Source organism: Lampropedia cohaerens (assembly GCF_001005215.1).
In the GTDB taxonomy this organism is placed as follows: domain Bacteria; phylum Pseudomonadota; class Gammaproteobacteria; order Burkholderiales; family Burkholderiaceae_C; genus Lampropedia; species Lampropedia cohaerens.
In genome coordinates this window covers 1-17,549 of record NZ_LBNQ01000010.1, presented here as the reverse complement: position 1 = coordinate 17,549, position 17,549 = coordinate 1, and the positions used below count along the sequence as shown (strand labels likewise).

Below are 17,549 nucleotides of genomic sequence, written 5' to 3'. Positions count from 1 at the left end.
TTCCTGAAACGCAACGCTGCCATGAACAACCCCTTCGCCCCTGCCGACGCGCCGTTTGGCGATACGCGGCCCAGCCCGGCGCCGGCGGCCTCGCCGCTGCCGTCGCTGGAAGCGCTGCTGGCTGCTTCAGCGCCCCGCCCGGCGCCCGTGCCAGCGAAGCCACCAGCGCCAGCGCAGACGCCGGCAGCCATGGAAGTACTGCAGGCGATGCCGGCGCGCGAGTCCGCCTGCGCCGATCTGGATGCGGAGTTGCTGCTGGTGCATGCCGGCACGCCGGAGAGTGCGCTCGCGCAAACCTGGATGCGCCGCGTACTCGATGGCGCGCGGCTGCACACCGCCCGCTTTCAGGACAATCTGGATGAGCAGGTGCAGCTGCTGCTGCCGCATGCCGTGTTCATCCACTTCGAGTTGCCGGTGCTGGAGCTGGCCAAGCGGCTGGTGCAGCAGCTGCGCGTGTCGCACCCGCATCTGCCACTGATCGCCGTGGGCCGCATGAAGAATCCGGAAGTCACGCTCGGCGCGCTGCGCGCGGGTGTGCAGGACTTCCTGGACCTTGATGGCTCCCCGCAGGTGGCGCAAAAGCTGGTGCGCGAGCTGGTCAGCCGCAGTCCTGGCATAGCGCCCGAGGCGCAGGACAGTGCGCCGCTGACGGCCGTGCTGTCGGCCCGCGCGGGGCTGGGCACCAGCTTGCTGGCCGCGCATCTGGCCTGGTACCTGCAGCAGCGACTGGTGCAGGACGATGACGCGCCAGCCTCGTTGCTGGGGCCGGCAACGGGCCAGGATGACGAACAGGCCTTGCAGACCCTGCTGCTCGATCTGGGCAGCCCCGGTGGTGACGGTTCGCTATATCTGGATGTCGGCACCGGCTTTGATTTCATCGAGGCCGTGCAGAACCTGCGCCGCTTTGACCGGCGCATGGTCTCCACCGCCTTGCTGCGCCATGCGAGCGGGCTGCGCCTGTTGAGCCTGCCGCCGCGCACCGGCGAGCTGCGCGAGGTCTCCTACGCCGATGCCGATCTGCTGGTGCTGCGCCTGCGCCAGTACTTTCGCCATGTCGTGGCCGACCTGGGCGCCGTGCAGCAGAGCAGCCTGGCTGCCCGCGTGGCCATGCGCGCCAGCACCGTCTGGGTGGTGTGTGACCAGAGCGTGGCCAGCGTGGTCTCCACCGCCGATCTGGTGCGCCAGCTGCTGGAGCAGAAGATCGACCGCAGCAAGATTCAGCTGATCGTCAGCCGCTTCGACAAGCGGCTTGAGCTCGATGCCCAGCAGGTCGCGCGCCAGCTGCAGCTGCCGCTGCTGGCGGTGATTCCCGAGCGGCGGCTGGCGCTGACGCAGGCAGTCAACCAGGGCCAGCTGCTGGCGCCCGAGCGGCACCGCGACCCCTACGTGCAGGCAGTGGGGCAGCTGGCCGACCAGCTGCTGCGCACGCACCATCCCGAACTGGCTGCGCCGGCTGCCAAGCGCAGTCTGCTGGGCCGATTGATCCCCAGCCTGAGGAGCTGAACGTCCCATGACGACCGAACCTTTTGACGTACCTGCTGAGCGCCAGGCCAGCGCATTCGAAGCCACCGAGCTGTATGCCGAGCTCAAGGATCGTGCCTATGACCACCTGCTTACCCGCATCGAGGAGTTGGGCGCGGAGTTCGGGCGCTGGTCGCAGTCGGCCATTGCACAGTTCGTGCTGCTGGAGCTCGACAGCTTCATCCGTCTGCACTCGGTGCCGGTCAACGAGCAGGAAGCACTCACGGTGGCGCGGGCGCTCACGCGCGAGCTGACAGGCCTTGGCCCGCTGCAGGACTTGCTGGAGGACCCGCAGGTTGAGGATATTCTCATCAACGGGCATGCCAACGTCTATGTTTCGCGCGGCGGCATGCTGCAGCGCGAGAACGTGCGCTTTCGCGACGACGAGCACGTGCTGCGCATCGTGCGGCGCATCCTCGCGCCCATTGGCAGGCGGCTGGATGAATCCAGCCCGATGGTCGATGCGCGCCTGCCCGATGGCGGGCGCATCAACGTCATCATTGCGCCGCTGGCCATCGACGGGCCTTCGGTATCGATCCGCAAGTTCCGCAAGGACCCGCTGACGCCGCCGGAGCTGGTGGCGCTGGGCACCTTCAACGAGGACATCTGCCGCATCCTGGAGATGGCGGTGCAGTCGCGCTGCAACATTCTTGTCAGCGGCGGCACGAGCTCGGGCAAGACCTCGCTGCTCAATGCGCTGGCGAGTTTCATCCCGCATACGGAGCGCATCGTCTCCATCGAGGACACGGCCGAGCTTTCGCTCAACCATGACCACGTGGTGCGGCTGGAGAGCCGCCCCGGCGGTTTCGATGGCGGCGGCATGGTCAGCATCCGCGACCTGCTGCGCAACAGCCTGCGCATGCGGCCGGACCGCATCATCGTTGGCGAGGTGCGTGGCGGCGAGGTGCTGGAGCTGCTGCAGGCCATGAACACCGGGCATGACGGCTCGATGGGCACCATTCACGCCAGCAGCCCGCGCGAGTGCCTCTATCGCGCCGAGATGCTGGCGGGCTTTGCAGGCTTTCAGGGCAGCGAGGTCAGCCTGCGCCGCCAGATCGCCAATGCGGTGGACTTCATCGTGCAGATCGGGCGCCTGTCCAACGGGCGCAGGCGGCTGCTGTCGCTGACCGAGGTCACCGGCATGACCGACAACATGATCTCCATGCAGGAGCTGTACCGCTACGAGCCGTACGTGGGCGCCGACGGGCAGGAACATGACCATTGGGTGTCGCTGGGCATCTCGCCCCACTCGCCCAAGCTGCAGGCATGGTGGCGCATGCAACAGCAGCAGGCCGCCGCAGGAGGCTGGAATGGCTGAGCGCAGATCCGCGATGGCGGCGCCATGCCGCACTGACACTGCCGGAGGCAGGCCATGAGCCGGCTGGGCCTTGTGCTGTTCATGGTCGCGCTGGCCTGCCTGTTGCTGGCACTGGCGCTGTGGCTGTTTGCCCGCGCGCGCCGCAAGGAGCAGCTGCAGTCGGTGCAGCAGCATCTGCAGCGCAACCTTGGCGCGAAACCGGCAATGGCGATGCCGGGCGCCGCAGCAGCGCCTCAGGCGGCCGGTGCCGCGCAGCCGGGCGCGGCGCTGCCTGCCTCCGCGGCGTGGCAGACGCCCTGGCTGCGCACGCTTGATCGCTGGCTGGGCGTGCAGGCCTGGGGTATTGCGCCGGCGATGCTGGCCCTGCTGGCAGGGGGCGCCGTGCTGCTGACCGTGGTGGCCGGCATGCAGGGCGGCCTGGCGCTGGCCGTGCTGGCGCTGGCCGTCTATGCCATGGTGTGCGCCTTTTTCATCTGGCGCCGGCTGGCCAAGCGCCGCGCGCGTGTGCTGCAGCAGCTGCCGGGCTTTCTCGACAACATGGTGCGGCTGATCTCCATTGGCAACTCGCCGCACGCGGCGTTTCAGCTGGCGGTCAAGAACCTCGAGGCTCCGCTGGGCGATGCGCTGCAACAGGCGGCGGCGATGGTCAGCGTCAACCCCGACATGGGCGAGGCCATGGCGCAGCTGGAGCGCCGCTGGGGCCTGCCCGAATTCGGCCTGCTGGCGGCGGTGTTCCGCATGAGTGTGCGCTACGGTGGTCGCGCCGATCTGGTGCTTGAGCGCGTCTCGGCCTATATCCGCGACCGGCAGGCGGCCGAGATGGAACTGCATGCGATGTCGGCGGAGATCCGCCTCTCGGCCTGGATTCTGGCGCTGCTGCCGATCGGCGTGGGCGCGCTCATCATGGTGCTCAACGCGGGCTACTTCCTGCGCATGTGGGAGGACCCGAGCGGACGCAACATGATCTTCATGGCTGCGGGGCTGGAGGCGTTTGGCGCGCTGCTGCTGTACCGCCTGGCGCGGCTGAAATGAGGGAGACGGCATGAACGCACAAACGCTGCTGACCCTGAGTGCTGCAACCGGTGCGCTGGGCATCGCGCTATGGGCGCTGGTGATGCTGTGGCAAAGCCGCCGCATCGACCGCGCCAGCCGCCGTGTCGGGCAGGCGCTGCAGGCGCGTCCGCCAGCAGCGCGTGTCGAGCCTACCCTGGCCGATGCGCCGCGGATGGCCAGTGCGCAGGCGGCGCAGGCCGGGCCGGGCGCGGGCCTGAACCTGCGGCGCGACAGCCAGCTGCTCAATCCCTTGGCCATGGCTGGCCAGGGCAGCGCCAGCGCGGCAGCGCAGACGCCGCAGGAGCTTGCCGCACGCCTGCAGCCGCCGGCGTGGCTGCAAACGGGCTTTGCCAAGGCGTTGCTCGCCGATGAGGACCGCCGCCTGCTCGACCAGGCCGGCATCTCGCTGCGCGACGGCAGCACCTGGTACATCCTCAGCCGCGCACTGCTGGCGCTGGCGCTGCCGGTGCTGGCGATCCTGCTGCTGCAGCCGCAGGGCCTGAAACTGCTGATGGTGGGCTTCTTTGGCTTCGGCCTGGGACTGATGGCACCCAAGTGGTACGTGCGGGCGCGCGCGGCCAAGCGGCGCCAGCAGGTGGTCGAGGAGCTGCCGCTGTTTGTCGATCTGCTGCGGTTGCTGCAGGGGGTGGGCCTGAGCATCGACCAGAGCCTGCAGATTCTTGCGACGGAGTTCGGCAGCGTTTTGCGCGTCCTCAGCGGCGAGCTGATGCTGGCCAACCAGCTGTATGCCAGCGGCCGCAGCCGCGAAGCGTCCTTTCAGCGCCTGACGCACCTGAGCGCCGACGACGACATGGCCGCCGTGGTCGGGCTGCTGGTGCAGGTGGACCGCCATGGCGGCGCCGTGCAGGAGCCGCTGGCGCAGTTCAGCGTTCGCCTGCGCGAAAAGCGCCAGGCTTCGTTTAAGGAAAAGATCGGCAAGATCACGGTGAAGATGACCGGCGTGATGGTGCTGACGCTGCTGCCTGCGCTGCTGGTCATCACCGCCGGGCCGGGCTTTCTGGCAGTGATTCGCTCGCTATCGAGCATGGGAGGCAATGGATGAGACGACGGTTTCTTCATCTGGTTACGGGATCGTGCCGCGCGGCGCGCCTGTCTTGCGGCCTGCTGCTGGCAGCCGGGCTGGCTGGTTGCGCGGCCAACATGCCGCAAGGCTACGGTGTGGCGGCGCAGAGCACCGCCGCGCAGGCGCAGCAGCAGTTGCAGGCCGCCGAGCAGGCCACCACGGTCGATACCGTGCAGACCTATCTGGACCTGATCGCGCAGATGCAGGAAAACGGCCAATGGTACGCCTCGCTCGCACATGCCGAGGCGTTCGAGCAGCAGCACGGCGCCCGCCCGCAGTCGCGCCTGCTGCGCGCCGATGCGCTGCGCAATACGGGGCAGCTTGAGGCCGCCCGCGCCATCTACCTGACCCTGCTGGAGGGCGGCACGACCGCCCGCGCGCGCCGGGGCCTGGGTCTGCTGTACGCCGCCGAAGGCCACTATGGCGCCGCCATCGAGCAGCTGGAGCTGGCGCGTGCGCTCAACCCCATTGATGCGACGGTGCTGGCCGACATCGGCTACGCGCACCTGCTCGATGGGCAGCCGCAGGCCGCGCGCGTGCCGCTGCTGCAAGCCGCGCAGCTGGCGCCCAATGACGCGCGTGTGCAGCTCAATCTGGCACTGTACTGGCTGGCCACGGGCCAGAACGCGCAGGCCAACGCGCTGCTGCGTCGCCTCTCGACCCCGCAGACCCAGGGTGCCAAGCCGCTGATCGACCAGGCCTCCATCCTGACGCTGCAGCAGCAGCACGCGCAGGTGATGCAGGCCGTGGCGCAGCGCGCGGCGCAACAGGTGGCACCGCCAGTGCCGACCGTACCGACTGTGCCAATAGCGCCTGCCGAGCCGCTGCCTGCGTTGCCGCCCCCGGTTGCACCGGCACCGGCTGCGGTGCCCGCGCAGCCGACTCCACCCGCCGCCCTGTTGCCTGCCGCTGCATCGGCGATGCCGCAGGCCAGCCCGCCACCCTTGCCGCCCCTGCCACCCCCATTGCCGCCCGTACCCACGGGCCCAGCCCTGTCAGACGATTTAGGAGAGCAGCCATGACCCGCATCCACTCCATCCTGCCTGCCGCAGTGCGCGGCGGTCTTGCCGGCACCGTCCTCATGGTGCTCGGCCACGCGGCGGTGCACGCCCAGGCCGTGGATCCCGACCACCCCTCCACCACCGCTGCGGAGGCGGCCATGACCCACTGGCCGGCTGCTGGCGATCGTGATTACCCGGCCGGTGTGCGCCAGCCCATCACGCGCCGCGCACCCTCCGAGCGCACGGACATTGGCCGCGCCACCGACCACCTGCTGGCGCTGCAGCGCGCCAGCGAAGGCGCCTACCCGCGCCCCATCGATGGCGAGCAGGCCAGCCGCAGTTATGCGCGCTACCTCAAGAGCTTCGAGACCGAGATTCCCGAGCAGTTCGAGACCGGTATCGATACCGGTGTGGGCGACTGAGCATCGCTACGCCTGATTGCACCAGGAGTCACTGACCCATGTCCCGCCGCCCCTTCCCGCACCGCTTCCGCACACTGCCCGGCCGAAGCCGCCAGCGCGGCGTCTATGCGCTGGAGTGGGCGATCATCTTCCCGGTGTTCTTCATGCTGCTGTACGCCATCATCAGCTATGGCCTGACGTTTCTGGTGCGCGAGTCGATGCAGTGGGCCGCCGAGGATGGGGCAAGAGCAGTGCTGCGCTATCAGCCCACACTCGAAGCACGCTTTGAGCATGCCCGCAACCTGATCCTCAATGAGCGTCTGGACTGGCTGCCAGCAGCACTCAAGCCCGCGCCGGAGGCGATCCGCATTCAGATCTGCCAGGTTGGCAGTGGCATCTGCTCGCCGCAGCAGTCCTGCGGGATGACTGTCGCCGAGCGCTGCGTGGTGCAGGTCGATTTCACCGTCCCCTATGGCGCGGCGCCCCTGACTCCGGGGCTGGAAATGTTCGGCATGCAGCTGCTGCATCCTGACACCATGCACGCCAGCGCCAGTGTGCTCGTTGATCGCGGAGGGCTGTGACATGGCAGGTGTGACCTTCTCAGCCCTCTGCAAGCACCGACAGCGGGGCGTGGCCTCCATCGAATTTGCGATGATTGCCGCGCTGATGGTGCTGATATTGCTGGGCATGCTGGTGTACTGGCGTGTGCTGCAGGCGCAGCAATCGGTGACCCGTGCCACAGGTGATGGCGCGCGCATCGTGCAGAACCTGATCTATGGTGCTTTGCCGGATTACGCCATCACCGACCCCGCTTCCATCGAGGCCGCCGCAGCCACCGTCGTCCAGCGCAGCCTGGCGGGCAGCGGCATTCCCGGCAATCCGTTGCAGGACACCTCCGTCACGTTGACCGTGGGAGAGAGCGAGGCGCTGCTGCGCGTGACCTACCGCCTGCCTGCGCTGCTCGGTGGCAGCGCGGATGGAACGTCCAACGCCGCCGGGCTGGGCGGATGGGCACTGGTCGAGCCGGCCACCCTGCAATCGCGCGCGCGCATCGCGTTCAGCCTTGCGCAAGGAGAGACGCCATGACCCCCAGTAGTGATCGCATGCGTTCAGCACCTGTACGTGTCGTGCCACGGCAAGGTGGCAGCATCCTGGTGCAGTTTGCTCTGGTACTGGCGCTGCTGGTGACCATCCTCGGCATCGTGGACATCGGCTACATGTACTACGCCAAGCGCGATTTGCAGCGCATTGCCGACCTGGCGGCGATTGAGGCGGTGCAGAACATCGATTACGGCAAGGGGGATCCTCTGGGGAATTGTGTAAATGGCGGGCTTGAGTCGATTGAAAACAATTGGCCGATTGCAATCGCCAAAAATAGCGAAACGTTTGTTAAATGTGGTAATTGGGATGTAAGCAATGCGAGTGATCCGCAGAGACATTTTATTGAGACGACGAACTTGGATCTATTGAATGCCGCACATGTCAGGGTTCAAGGAAGTTCTCCTATTATTATTCCAGGGCCTTGGGGCAGAGTTGTCGTTGCTGAGGCTGTTGCGAAACGGGAGAATCCGCTGGCTGTTTTCTCTGTCGGAACAACTCTTGTTAGTGTGGGCTGTCATCAACAATTGGCTCCCTTGGTACAGCTTCTGAGGGTCGTGGGTGTTGGAGACCCTTGCGTAACCGTTGGGGGGTACGAAGGGTTGGTGGGAGCGCAGGTGTCAGCGAGTGGTCTCCTCAAGGCACTCGGACTTCCACTCGAAGCTGATTTGACTGTTGTGGATGTTAATAATTTGCTTGCGGCGGAGAAGGTTTCTCTTGGGTTCCTTTTGGATACTGCTCTAACATTAGGCGGGCACGAAGAATTGCTTGGCTTGAATGCTGAGCTGTTGAGTCTTATTGAAGCTAGGCTGGGTATTGAGGCGCTGAATATTGAGATACCGCTTGGGGCAGGCCCGGATGGACCGGGGATCTTCGCCAGCATTCATGCGCCAGATGGAACGACTGCATCTGCACTGGATGTTCAAGTGAACGTTTTGGATATAGTCACAGCGGCAATAGGTGTTGGAACTTCGGGGCGAGGAATAAGCTTGGATGTTTCTCGTGTTGGAGTGCCCGGCCTGTTACCTGATGTGCTGACGATTGAGGCTGGTATTATTGAGCCGCCATCTATTGGCATTGGTGGGGTGGGGGCTACTGCGTATAATGCACAGGTCCGGCTCTATATAGATGTGGATACTTATAATACTGATTCAGGAATTAACTTAATTGGTGGTTTGTTGAACCTTCTGGGTACGCGAATTCATCTCCCAATTTTTGTTGATGTTGTTCGTACCAAGGGGACTATCGAAGATTTGACTTGTAGGGTGCCAGGAGGTGATAGTACTGTAAGAGTAGGTTTGGATTCTTCTGTTGCCAATGTTTGTGTTGGTCGAGCAGCGGGGAATCCTTTCTCTACGCGTACTCCTATTTGTGAGTCGCTTGATAACGAGACGCTTGTTAGTGTTTTAGGATTGGTTAAGATTAATAATAGGATTAACATAAATGCTTTGCAGGATGATTACCTTTCTCCGGATATGCGGGCGGGAGAGACTTGGCGCTCGCCAGGGAATGGTTTGAATTTGGGTGATACGGTTTCGGATTTGGTGGATGAACTCCTGAGGTTGCTCGGAGAGTTGCTTGGGTCTCCAACAAATGGTGAATGGTCGGAGTCCGAGAATGAAGAGTCGGCGTCAAAATTGGCGGATTACTATCTCGGCAAAAGTTCTCCGGGGCATCCCGCCGGTGCTATTCCAAAAAATCAGAGTCTCGACTTTGGGCTGATTCGCGGTCCTGTTGGGATTTATGACGTTTCTTTACTTCGTGATCGCTTGAAAGCCGATATTGACCGCACTACCCAGTCGTGTTTTCTGTTGCCTTTTCTTTGTTGGCAAAACAATGAATGGGATGCGTGGGCTAAGGATATTGAGTCTGCAAATGTACTTTCGGGGCGTGCTTGTTGGGGCAGTACTCCTGAAGGTTGGGTGACGGCTGGATCTGCGGGAACTGCTGAGGACGTGGATCGTTTCAATCGATGCGTTGAGAGAGAGCTTAAAGAGGCGCTTTTAGAAGCTCCAGATTCTCGGCCAAATTTCCTGCAGGTATTGCTTAGCCCTCTTTTGGATGTTTTGGAGGCTATTCTTAACCCAATTGGTAACTTGTTGGCGGGACCGATTCTTGGGGATTTGTTGGGTGTTGAGCTTGGTGTGAATGATGTGCGTGTGACATCCATTGGTTGCAATAATGCGCATATTGTTTATTAATCCAGTTTAATAAGAGAATTTCGATTTGCAAAAAGGACGCCCACAGTGAATCTCGAAGAACTCGTCATCTACGTCTGGGAAGGCCAGGCCGACATCGCCGACCGCGTCGAGCGTTGCGTGGCCAGCCTGGGTGTGGGCGTGGTGCGGGCGGACGGGCTGAACCTGACGACCGACAGCGACGACCTGGGCATGGCGATTGCCGTGGTCAGTGTGACGGTGCTGGAAGGCGCGCGTTTTACGCGCCAGGGCATTGAGGGGCGCTTTGGCATGCCGGTGCTGTGGGTCAGCGCCAATCCGCGCGAGGCAAGCCCCGGCACCTATGCGATGGAGTATTCGCACGTACTGCCGTTCGACTTCACGGGCGCCGAGCTGCGCGCGATGCTGGTGCGCATCCTGCAGCGCCTGCAGGGCAGCCGGCGCGAGGCCAGCCGCTCGGGCGACATCATCGCGGTTTCCGAAAGCATGCAGCGCCTGCTGCGCGAGGTCGATACCTTTGCCGACTGTGAGCACAGCGTGCTCATCACCGGCGAGACGGGCGTGGGCAAGGAGCGCGTGGCCGAACGCCTGCACGAGCGCAACTCCCGCTACGGGCAGGGGCCGTTCGTGGTGGTCAACTGTGGCGCGATTCCCGACGGGCTGTTCGAGTCGCTGTTCTTTGGCCACGCCAAGGGCTCGTTCACCGGTGCGGTGGCAGCGCATCGCGGCTACTTCGAGCAGGCCAATGGCGGCACGCTGTTCCTGGACGAGATCGCTGATTTGCCGCTATACCAGCAGGTCAAGCTGTTGCGGGTGTTGGAGGAGCGTTGCATCACGCGGCTGGGCTCGACCACGCCGGTGCGGCTGGATTTCCGTCTGGTGGCGGCAACCAACCGCTCTCTGCGCGAGCTGGTGCAGCAAGGGCAGTTCAGGGCCGATCTGTTTTTCCGGCTGGCCGTGATCGAACTGCATATTCCCAGCCTGGAGGAGCGCGGCGAGGCCGACAAGCTGGCGATTTTCCGCAGCATGCTGGAGCAGGTCATCGGCGAGGAGCGCCTGGCCCAGCTGGGCGAGCCACCGTTCTTCATCATGGACGCGGTGGCGGAGATGGTCTTTCCCGGCAACGTGCGCGAGCTGCGCAATCTGGCCGAGCGCATCGGCGTGACGGTGCGCCAGACCGGTGACTGGAACGCCAACAATGCCACCACGCGTATCCTGGAGCAGGCGCAGCGCATCGCCGCCGCGTCACTGGCGACAGCGTCTTCTGCTGCGGCACCGGAGGAGGACGCGGTAGCGGCAACGGACCGCCAGAACTGGAACCTGGAGGAGCGCAACCACATCATCGCGCAACTCGAAGCCAACGGCTGGCGCCGCCAGGCCACGGCGGACGCACTGGGCATCAGCCGCAAGGTGCTGTGGGAGAAGATGCGCCGCTACCAGATCAGCGACGGTGAGCCGCCGATCCCGCTCCGCTCCGCACCCTGACGGACACGTCGCCATCACGCTACCTGACGATACCTGTCAGGCTTTGTTTCGTGCCAATACGGACTTGCCCTGGGACGGTAAAATTGCGGGCGTGTCTGACCTGTGGTGCGTGCGTCACAGGCAGCAAACAATAAAAATGCGCCCCCGATGAAAAATCAATGAACCAGACCGTGGAATGAGAGGTTCCACGAATGGCGGCATGCCCCCAGGCATCCCGCCGTTTTTGTTGTGGGAATTGCTTTGATGTCCCGGGGGGTCGATGGACCGTGCGTGACATGGCGGCGGATGGATGTTCGCGCCTGTCGTGCATCAACAAAGGGATGGTGAAGTTCCCATGTCTGGTACGAAACTCAATCCTGGGCGCCGACAGTTCCTCAAGATCCTCGGCGCCGGTGCGGCGGCCCTGTCTGCTGCGGCAATGGGCCTTTCTACGGCCGAGGCGCAGGTGCCTGCGGCGGTGCGCCCGTTCAAGCTGCTGCGCGCCAAGGAGACGCGCAACAACTGCACCTATTGTTCGGTGGGCTGTGGCATCCTGATGTATTCGCTGGGCGATGGCGCCAAGAACGCCAAGCCACGCATCTTCCACATCGAGGGTGATCCGGATCACCCGGTCAGTCGCGGTTCGCTGTGCCCCAAGGGCGCCGGGCTGCTGGACATGATCCATTCGAAAAGCCGCCTGACGCATCCGGAATACCGCGCGCCCGGGGCCAAGGAGTGGGTGAAGATCTCCTGGGAGGAAGCGACCAAGCGCATCGCCCGCCTGATCAAGGATGACCGTGACGCCAACTTCATCGCCCGCAACGAGAAGGGCCAGCTCGTCAACCGCTGGCTGACGACAGGTTTCCTGGCGTCGTCCGCGGCCTCCAACGAGACGGGCGTGCTGGACTTCAAGTTCGCGCGGGCACTGGGCATTCTGGGGCTGGACTGTCAGGCGCGGCTGTGCCATGCGCCGACGGTGGCGGCGCTGGCGCCGAGCTTTGGCCGCGGCGCGATGACCAACCACTGGGTGGACATCAAGAACGCCAACGTGGTGGTGGTCATGGGGGGCAACCCGGCCGAGGCGCACCCGGTGGGCTTCAAGTGGGTGATCGAGGCCAAGACCAAGAACAAGGCCAAGGTGATCGTGGTCGATCCGCGCTTCAACCGCACGGCAGCAGTGGCCGACATCTTCTCGCCGATCCGAGCCGGCTCGGATGCGGCATTCCTGATGGGCGTGGTGCGCTATTTGCTGCAGACCGACCAGATCCAGCACGAGTACGTGCGCGACTACACCAATGCCACGCTGATCGTGCGCGAGGACTTCGGGTTCGACGAAGGCGTGTTCTCGGGCTTTGATCCGCAGACCAAGACCTACGACAAGTCGTCCTGGACATACGAGCGCGATGCCGATGGCCAGGTGCTGCGCGATCCGACGATGACGCATCCGCGCTGCGTGTTGCAGCTGCTGAAAAAACATGTGGATCGCTATACGCCGGACATGGTCGAGGAGATCACCGGTGTCAAGAAGGCGGACTTCCTGCGCATTGCGGAGATCATGGGTTCCTGCTCGGCCAAGAACAAGACGCTGACTTGGCTGTACGCGCTGGGCTGGACGCACCACACCGGTGGCGCGCAGATCATCCGCGGTGCGGCGATGATCCAGCTGCTGCTGGGCAACATCGGCATGTCCGGTGGCGGCGTCAATGCGCTGCGTGGGCACTCCAACATCCAGGGCTATACCGACCTCGGGCTGCTGTCGCTGCGCGTGCCGGGCTACATGAACCTGCCCTCGGAGAACCAGCAGACGCTGGCGCAGTATCTGGCGGAGACCACACCATCGGACCTGCTGCCCGGCCAGGTCAACTACTGGAAGAACACCCCCAAGTTCTTCATCTCGCTGCTCAAGAACCTGTACGGCAAGCATGCCACGAAGGACAACGACTTCGCCTTCGACCTGCTGCCCAAGTGGGACCGCAGCTACGACATGCTGGCCTACTTTGACCTGATGTACGAGGGCAAAGTCAACGGCTACATTGCCCAGGGCTTCAACCCGCTGGCGGCGATGCCCGATAAGAACAAGACTTCCAAGGCGCTGTCGAAGCTGAAGTTCCTGGTCGTCATCGACCCGCTGGCCACCGAGACCTCCAACTTCTGGCGCAACGAGGGCCGCTTCAACGACGTGCCGACCGAGGAGATCATGACGGAGGTGTTCCGCCTGCCGTCGAACTGCTTTGCCGAGGAAGATGGCGCCATCGTCAACTCCGGCCGCTGGCTGCAGTGGCACTTTGCCGGGCAGGAGCCGCCGGGACTGGCGCGCCACGATCCGAAGATCCTGGGCGACATCATGATGGAGCTGCGTCGCCTCTATAAGGAAGAAGGCGGCGCCTGCCCCGAGCAGGTGCTGCACATGACGTGGGACCACGATACCTACCACGACCCGTATTTCCCGCATCCCGAGGAGATGGCCAAGGAGGCCAACGGCTATGCGCTGGAGGACGTGTTCGACGAAGCCGGCAACCAGATTCTGCGCAAGGGCCAGCTGCTGGACGACTTCTCGCAGCTGCGCGATGACGGCACCACGGCCAGCTTCTGCTGGGTCTTTACCGGCTCGTGGACCGAGCGCGGCAACCAGATGGCCAACCGCGACAACACCGATGCGGGCCTGGGCAACACCCCGGGCTGGGCCTGGGCCTGGCCGGCCAACCGGCGCATTCTCTACAACCGCGCCTCGATGGACATCAACGGCAAGCCCTGGGACCCGGACCGCCAGATCCTGCACTGGGACGGCAAGCGCTGGAGCGGCGCGGATGTGCCGGATTTCCCGGCCACGGTGCCCCCGGGTGCGCCGGCGGCCCCCTTCATCATGCTGCCCGAAGGCATGGGGCGGCTGTTCTCGGCGCAGGGCATGAACGACGGCCCCTTCCCCGAACACTACGAGCCGGTGGAAAGCCCCATTGCCAAGAATCCGCTGCACGCAGAGGTCACGCACAACCCCACCGCGCGCATCTTCCAGAACGATCTCGAGCGCATGGGCAACCGCCACGACTACCCCTATGTAGCGACGACCTACTCGGTCACCGAGCTGTTCAGGCACTGGACCAAGCACAGCCACCTCAACGCCATGCTGCAGCCCGAGCAGTTCATTGAGATCGGCGAGCAGCTGGCCAGCGAGAAAGGCATCCGCCATGGCGACACGGTCAAGGTCACCACCAAGCGCGGCTACATCACCGCCAAGGCGGTGGTGACCAAGCGCATGCGCACGCTCAATGTCGCCGGGCAGCAGGTGCAGCAGATCGGTATTCCTTGCCACTGGGGCTTCGAAGGCGCGACGCGCAAGGGCTATCTGGCCAACACCCTCTCGCCGGGGGTGGGGGACGCGAACTCGCAGACGCCTGAATTCAAGGCCTTTTTGGTCAACGTCGAGAAGCTGGAAGGAACATTGGCATGAATTCGCAAAACATCGTGCGCCGCTCGGCCACCAACGCGCTGACACCGGCGCCGCATGTGCGCGACCACCAGATGGAGGTCGCCAAGCTGATCGACGTGACCACCTGCATCGGCTGCAAGGCCTGCCAGGTCGCCTGCAACGAGTGGAACGACCTGCGCGGCGAGATCGAGGAGAACGTGGGCGTCTACGACAACCCGCGTGACCTCTCGCCCGATAGCTGGACGCTGATGCGCTTTACCGAACACGAGGACGAGGAAACCGGCGTCTTCGAATGGCTGATCCGCAAGGATGGCTGCATGCATTGCGAGGACCCCGGCTGCCTCAAGGCTTGCCCGGTGCCCGGCGCGATCGTGCAGTACGCCAACGGCGTGGTGGACTTCCAGTCCGACCTGTGCGTGGGCTGCGGCTACTGCGTGGCTGGTTGCCCGTTTGACGTACCGCGCATCTCCAAGAAAGACAATAAGGCCTACAAGTGCACGCTGTGCTCGGACCGGCTGGCCGTTGGCCAGGCGCCGGCCTGTGCCAAGACCTGCCCGACCGGTGCGATCTCCTTTGGCTCCAAGGAGGAGATGAAGGATCTGGCCGCCTCGCGCGTGGCCGAGCTCAAGGAGCGCGGCTTCGAGGATGCCGGCCTGTACGACCCGCAGGGCGTGGGCGGCACCCATGTGATGTACGTGCTGCAGCACGCGGATGACCCTGAGCGCTATGCTGGTCTGCCCAAGGAGCCCAAGATCAGCGCCGTGGTCGAGGGCTGGAAGGACGTGCTCAAGCCCGCAGCGGCCGTGGTCGGCGCCGTGGCAGTGGGCGCAATGGCGGCGCACTTCATCGGCGTTGGCCCCAACACCACCGAGGAAGGTCCACACCCTGGCGGTGGTGCGCCGGAAGGCATTCGCCGCAAGGAAGCCGCCAAGGCCAGCACGGCCGATGAGGACAATCAGACGGAACCCGGGAGCCAAGCATGAGCCAGATTCCTTCTTCCAACCGTGACAAGATCCTGCGCACCAAGCTGCCCGAGCGGCTGTGCCACTGGGCCATCGTGTTTTGCTTCTTTCTTGCGGCAACCTCAGGCCTGTCGTGGTTCTTCCCAACCTTCTCGTGGTTGAGCGCCTTCCTGGGCACGCCGCAGATGGCCCGCGTGCTGCATCCGTTCCTGGGCATTGCCGTATTCGTCGGTCTGTGCTTCATGTTCGTGCGCTTCGTCAAGTACAACCTGCCAGCCAGGACCGATGGCATCTGGTTCCGCAACGTCAAGGGCGTCATCCTCAACAACCACGCGCAGCCGCTGAAGATCGGCAAGTACAACGCCGGTCAGAAGGTGCTGTTCTGGCTCATCATGCTGTCCATCGTGGTCCTGCTGGTCTCGGGGCTGATCATGTGGCGTGCCTACTTTGCCGAGTTCTTCTCGATACCGGTGCTGCGGCTGGCCATCCTGGCTCATTCGATTGCCGGCATCGGGCTGATCCTGCTGATCCTCGGCCACATCTATCTGGCGATCTGGGTGCGTGGCTCCATCACTGGCATGGTGACGGGCTATGTTTCGCGGGCCTGGGTGCGCCAGCATCACGACCGCTGGGCCGATGAATTGGAGGCCAAGGAAGCCAAGGCCCGCGGGGGCAAGGCATGAGCGAGGCGCCGCTGCGCGGCCCCATCCCGCTGGAAGAAGCCACGCGCCACTTTGAGCCCATTCTGCGGCCCGATCTGGCCGAGCGCTACGCCACGCGGGCCGCGCGCCTGCGCCAGCTCGCCGAAGGCCACGAACTGGCCGACTACCTGCGTCTGGCCGCCGACATCGTGGACGGGCAGGCGCTGTGCCTGGGCGAGGAGGTCGCCACGGATCTTCCGCTGGACACGGCACGGATTGCTGCCGAAGGGCGCTGGCCCGTGCTGTTGGAGTCCTTGAGCGCGCACCTGCGCCCGCGTGCACCGCAGCCGGTAATAGTTCATCTTGATGCGCTGGCGGCGATGCCCTTGGCTGTGCGTCGGCAAGCCGGTGCGCAGCTACTGGCAGGCGAGTTCGCCGCCGTCGATGCCGCCATTGCGCCACTGCTGTGGGCCGCCCTGTCTTGTGAAGTGGCGCAGCTGGCGCGACGGGTGCCACTGCCGCAGATGCGCGACGGCGAAACGGCGCACTGCCCCATGTGCGGCTGCGCGCCGGTGGCCAGCCGCATCCACACGGGCGAGCGGCAGGGCCTGCGCTATCTGCACTGCGCACTGTGCGAATGCGAGTGGCACATGGTGCGCGCCAAGTGCACCAACTGCGGCGAGGCAGGGGACCTGGATTACCTCAGCTTCGATACCGCCGAGGCGGCCGTGCGCGCAGAAGCCTGTGGCGCCTGCACCAGCTATCTCAAGGTCATCTCGCAGGAGCGCGAGCCTGCTGCCGAAACCGTGGCCGACGATCTGGCCACGCTGGTGCTCGATGACGCTGCCCAGGCGGAAGGCTTTCGGCGCAGCGGCTTCAACCCGTTCGCGCTGCCCGGCGCGTAGACACAGTTTGCGGAGGCGCTGTTGCGCAATTGCCCCACTGAGCGCAGCTACCCCTTTCCCCAGTCTGCTCAGGACACACGTATCGTGTGTGGCGTGCCCAAGCGCGTGAACTGGTTCAGGATCGCCGCGCGCACCTGAAGCTGCGTCACCTGGCGGTCGAAATCTCGGGCCATGACCCGCTCGCCCAGCAACTTGAAGCAACCCATCTTGGTTTCCACCAGGCTGCGCCGGTGGTAACCACTCCATTTCTTCCAGATCGTCCGGCCCAGGTGCCGGGTTGATCGCAAGGTTTCGTTGCGAGCCTCGACGCCCGCGCTGCTGCCTTTCCAGGTCTGCGCATTCTTGCGGGTCGGGATCACGGCGGCGGCTCCGCGTGCCGCAATCGCGGCATGACAGGCCTTGGTGTCATAGGCACCATCGCCGCTCACCGTCGCCACGGCTTCAGTCGCCGGGATCTGCGTCAGCAGCTCAGGCAGCATCGGCGCGTCGCCGATGCG

At 64.4% G+C, this 17,549-nt stretch carries 15 protein-coding genes; 14 read left to right on the top strand and 1 reads right to left on the bottom strand.

Annotated elements, in window-relative coordinates; translation table 11 throughout:
* The first annotated feature begins 21 nt into the window (after positions 1-21).
* The 14 genes from AAV94_RS02175 to fdhE all read left to right on the top strand — a co-directional run bounded on the left by AAV94_RS02175 (position 22) and on the right by fdhE (position 17,052).
* Complete coding sequence (locus tag AAV94_RS02175) at positions 22-1,503, top strand: hypothetical protein (RefSeq protein ID WP_046740696.1); 1,482 nt, start codon at positions 22-24, stop codon at positions 1,501-1,503.
* A 7-nt stretch (positions 1,504-1,510) separates the two neighbouring features.
* Positions 1,511-2,839 (top strand): CpaF family protein, encoded by a 1,329-nt coding sequence (locus AAV94_RS02170; protein WP_046740695.1) that lies wholly within the window; start codon positions 1,511-1,513, stop codon positions 2,837-2,839.
* 54 nt (positions 2,840-2,893) lie between these two features.
* A complete protein-coding gene (locus AAV94_RS02165) occupies positions 2,894-3,871 on the top strand; it encodes a type II secretion system F family protein (protein ID WP_046740694.1) in 978 nt (325 codons plus the stop codon).
* Between the two features lie 10 nt (positions 3,872-3,881).
* Positions 3,882-4,955 (top strand): type II secretion system F family protein, encoded by a 1,074-nt coding sequence (locus tag AAV94_RS02160; protein WP_046740693.1) that lies wholly within the window; start codon positions 3,882-3,884, stop codon positions 4,953-4,955.
* On the top strand, positions 4,952-5,998 hold the full coding sequence (locus AAV94_RS02155) for a tetratricopeptide repeat protein (RefSeq protein WP_156167921.1): 1,047 nt from the start codon (positions 4,952-4,954) through the stop codon (positions 5,996-5,998). Before AAV94_RS02160 ends, AAV94_RS02155 begins: the two co-directional genes overlap by 4 nt.
* Positions 5,995-6,399 (top strand): DUF3613 domain-containing protein, encoded by a 405-nt coding sequence (locus AAV94_RS02150; RefSeq protein ID WP_046740692.1) that lies wholly within the window; start codon positions 5,995-5,997, stop codon positions 6,397-6,399. Before AAV94_RS02155 ends, AAV94_RS02150 begins: the two co-directional genes overlap by 4 nt.
* Positions 6,400-6,437: 38 nt before the next feature.
* Complete coding sequence (locus tag AAV94_RS02145; RefSeq protein ID WP_046740691.1) at positions 6,438-6,959, top strand: TadE/TadG family type IV pilus assembly protein; 522 nt, start codon at positions 6,438-6,440, stop codon at positions 6,957-6,959.
* A gap of 1 nt (position 6,960) precedes the next feature.
* Positions 6,961-7,464 (top strand): TadE/TadG family type IV pilus assembly protein, encoded by a 504-nt coding sequence (locus AAV94_RS02140; protein ID WP_046740690.1) that lies wholly within the window; start codon positions 6,961-6,963, stop codon positions 7,462-7,464.
* Positions 7,461-9,677, top strand: coding sequence for a pilus assembly protein TadG-related protein (locus tag AAV94_RS14540; protein WP_197407989.1), 2,217 nt, complete (start codon positions 7,461-7,463; stop codon positions 9,675-9,677). Before AAV94_RS02140 ends, AAV94_RS14540 begins: the two co-directional genes overlap by 4 nt.
* Positions 9,678-9,722: 45 nt before the next feature.
* Positions 9,723-11,138, top strand: coding sequence for a sigma 54-interacting transcriptional regulator (locus AAV94_RS02125; protein WP_046740687.1), 1,416 nt, complete (start codon positions 9,723-9,725; stop codon positions 11,136-11,138).
* 334 nt (positions 11,139-11,472) lie between these two features.
* On the top strand, positions 11,473-14,565 hold the full coding sequence (gene fdnG, locus AAV94_RS02120) for a formate dehydrogenase-N subunit alpha (RefSeq protein ID WP_084824683.1): 3,093 nt from the start codon (positions 11,473-11,475) through the stop codon (positions 14,563-14,565).
* Positions 14,562-15,527, top strand: a complete 966-nt coding sequence (fdxH, locus tag AAV94_RS02115) for a formate dehydrogenase subunit beta (RefSeq protein ID WP_046740686.1) — start codon at positions 14,562-14,564, stop codon at positions 15,525-15,527. Before fdnG ends, fdxH begins: the two co-directional genes overlap by 4 nt.
* The gene (locus tag AAV94_RS02110; protein WP_046740685.1) at positions 15,524-16,189 is read left to right on the top strand and encodes a formate dehydrogenase subunit gamma; all 666 of its coding nucleotides are present in this window, start codon (positions 15,524-15,526) and stop codon (positions 16,187-16,189) included. The genes fdxH and AAV94_RS02110 overlap by 4 nt, the downstream gene beginning before the upstream one ends.
* Positions 16,186-17,052, top strand: a complete 867-nt coding sequence (gene fdhE, locus AAV94_RS02105) for a formate dehydrogenase accessory protein FdhE (protein ID WP_046740684.1) — start codon at positions 16,186-16,188, stop codon at positions 17,050-17,052. The genes AAV94_RS02110 and fdhE overlap by 4 nt, the downstream gene beginning before the upstream one ends.
* Before the next feature lie 68 nt (positions 17,053-17,120).
* On the opposite strand, the gene AAV94_RS02100 is transcribed toward fdhE, so the two are convergent.
* On the bottom strand, positions 17,121-17,549 hold a 429-nt coding region (locus tag AAV94_RS02100), incomplete at its 5' end, for an IS5 family transposase (protein WP_046740683.1).

Bases quoted from the DNA above. Each gene is read 5' to 3' on its own strand.
- AAV94_RS02175 (WP_046740696.1), top strand. From the start codon at position 22: ATGAACAACCCCTTCGCCCCTGCCGACGCGCCGTTTGGCGATACGCGG.
- fdxH (WP_046740686.1), top strand. From the start codon at position 14,562: ATGAATTCGCAAAACATCGTGCGCCGCTCGGCCACCAACGCGCTGACA.
- AAV94_RS02140 (WP_046740690.1), top strand. From the start codon at position 6,961: ATGGCAGGTGTGACCTTCTCAGCCCTCTGCAAGCACCGACAGCGGGGC.
- fdhE (WP_046740684.1), top strand. From the start codon at position 16,186: ATGAGCGAGGCGCCGCTGCGCGGCCCCATCCCGCTGGAAGAAGCCACG.
- AAV94_RS02155 (WP_156167921.1), top strand. From the start codon at position 4,952: ATGAGACGACGGTTTCTTCATCTGGTTACGGGATCGTGCCGCGCGGCG.
- AAV94_RS02150 (WP_046740692.1), top strand. From the start codon at position 5,995: ATGACCCGCATCCACTCCATCCTGCCTGCCGCAGTGCGCGGCGGTCTT.
- AAV94_RS14540 (WP_197407989.1), top strand. From the start codon at position 7,461: ATGACCCCCAGTAGTGATCGCATGCGTTCAGCACCTGTACGTGTCGTG.
- AAV94_RS02170 (WP_046740695.1), top strand. From the start codon at position 1,511: ATGACGACCGAACCTTTTGACGTACCTGCTGAGCGCCAGGCCAGCGCA.
- fdnG (WP_084824683.1), top strand. From the start codon at position 11,473: ATGTCTGGTACGAAACTCAATCCTGGGCGCCGACAGTTCCTCAAGATC.
- AAV94_RS02165 (WP_046740694.1), top strand. From the start codon at position 2,894: ATGAGCCGGCTGGGCCTTGTGCTGTTCATGGTCGCGCTGGCCTGCCTG.
- AAV94_RS02160 (WP_046740693.1), top strand. From the start codon at position 3,882: ATGAACGCACAAACGCTGCTGACCCTGAGTGCTGCAACCGGTGCGCTG.
- AAV94_RS02110 (WP_046740685.1), top strand. From the start codon at position 15,524: ATGAGCCAGATTCCTTCTTCCAACCGTGACAAGATCCTGCGCACCAAG.
- AAV94_RS02145 (WP_046740691.1), top strand. From the start codon at position 6,438: ATGTCCCGCCGCCCCTTCCCGCACCGCTTCCGCACACTGCCCGGCCGA.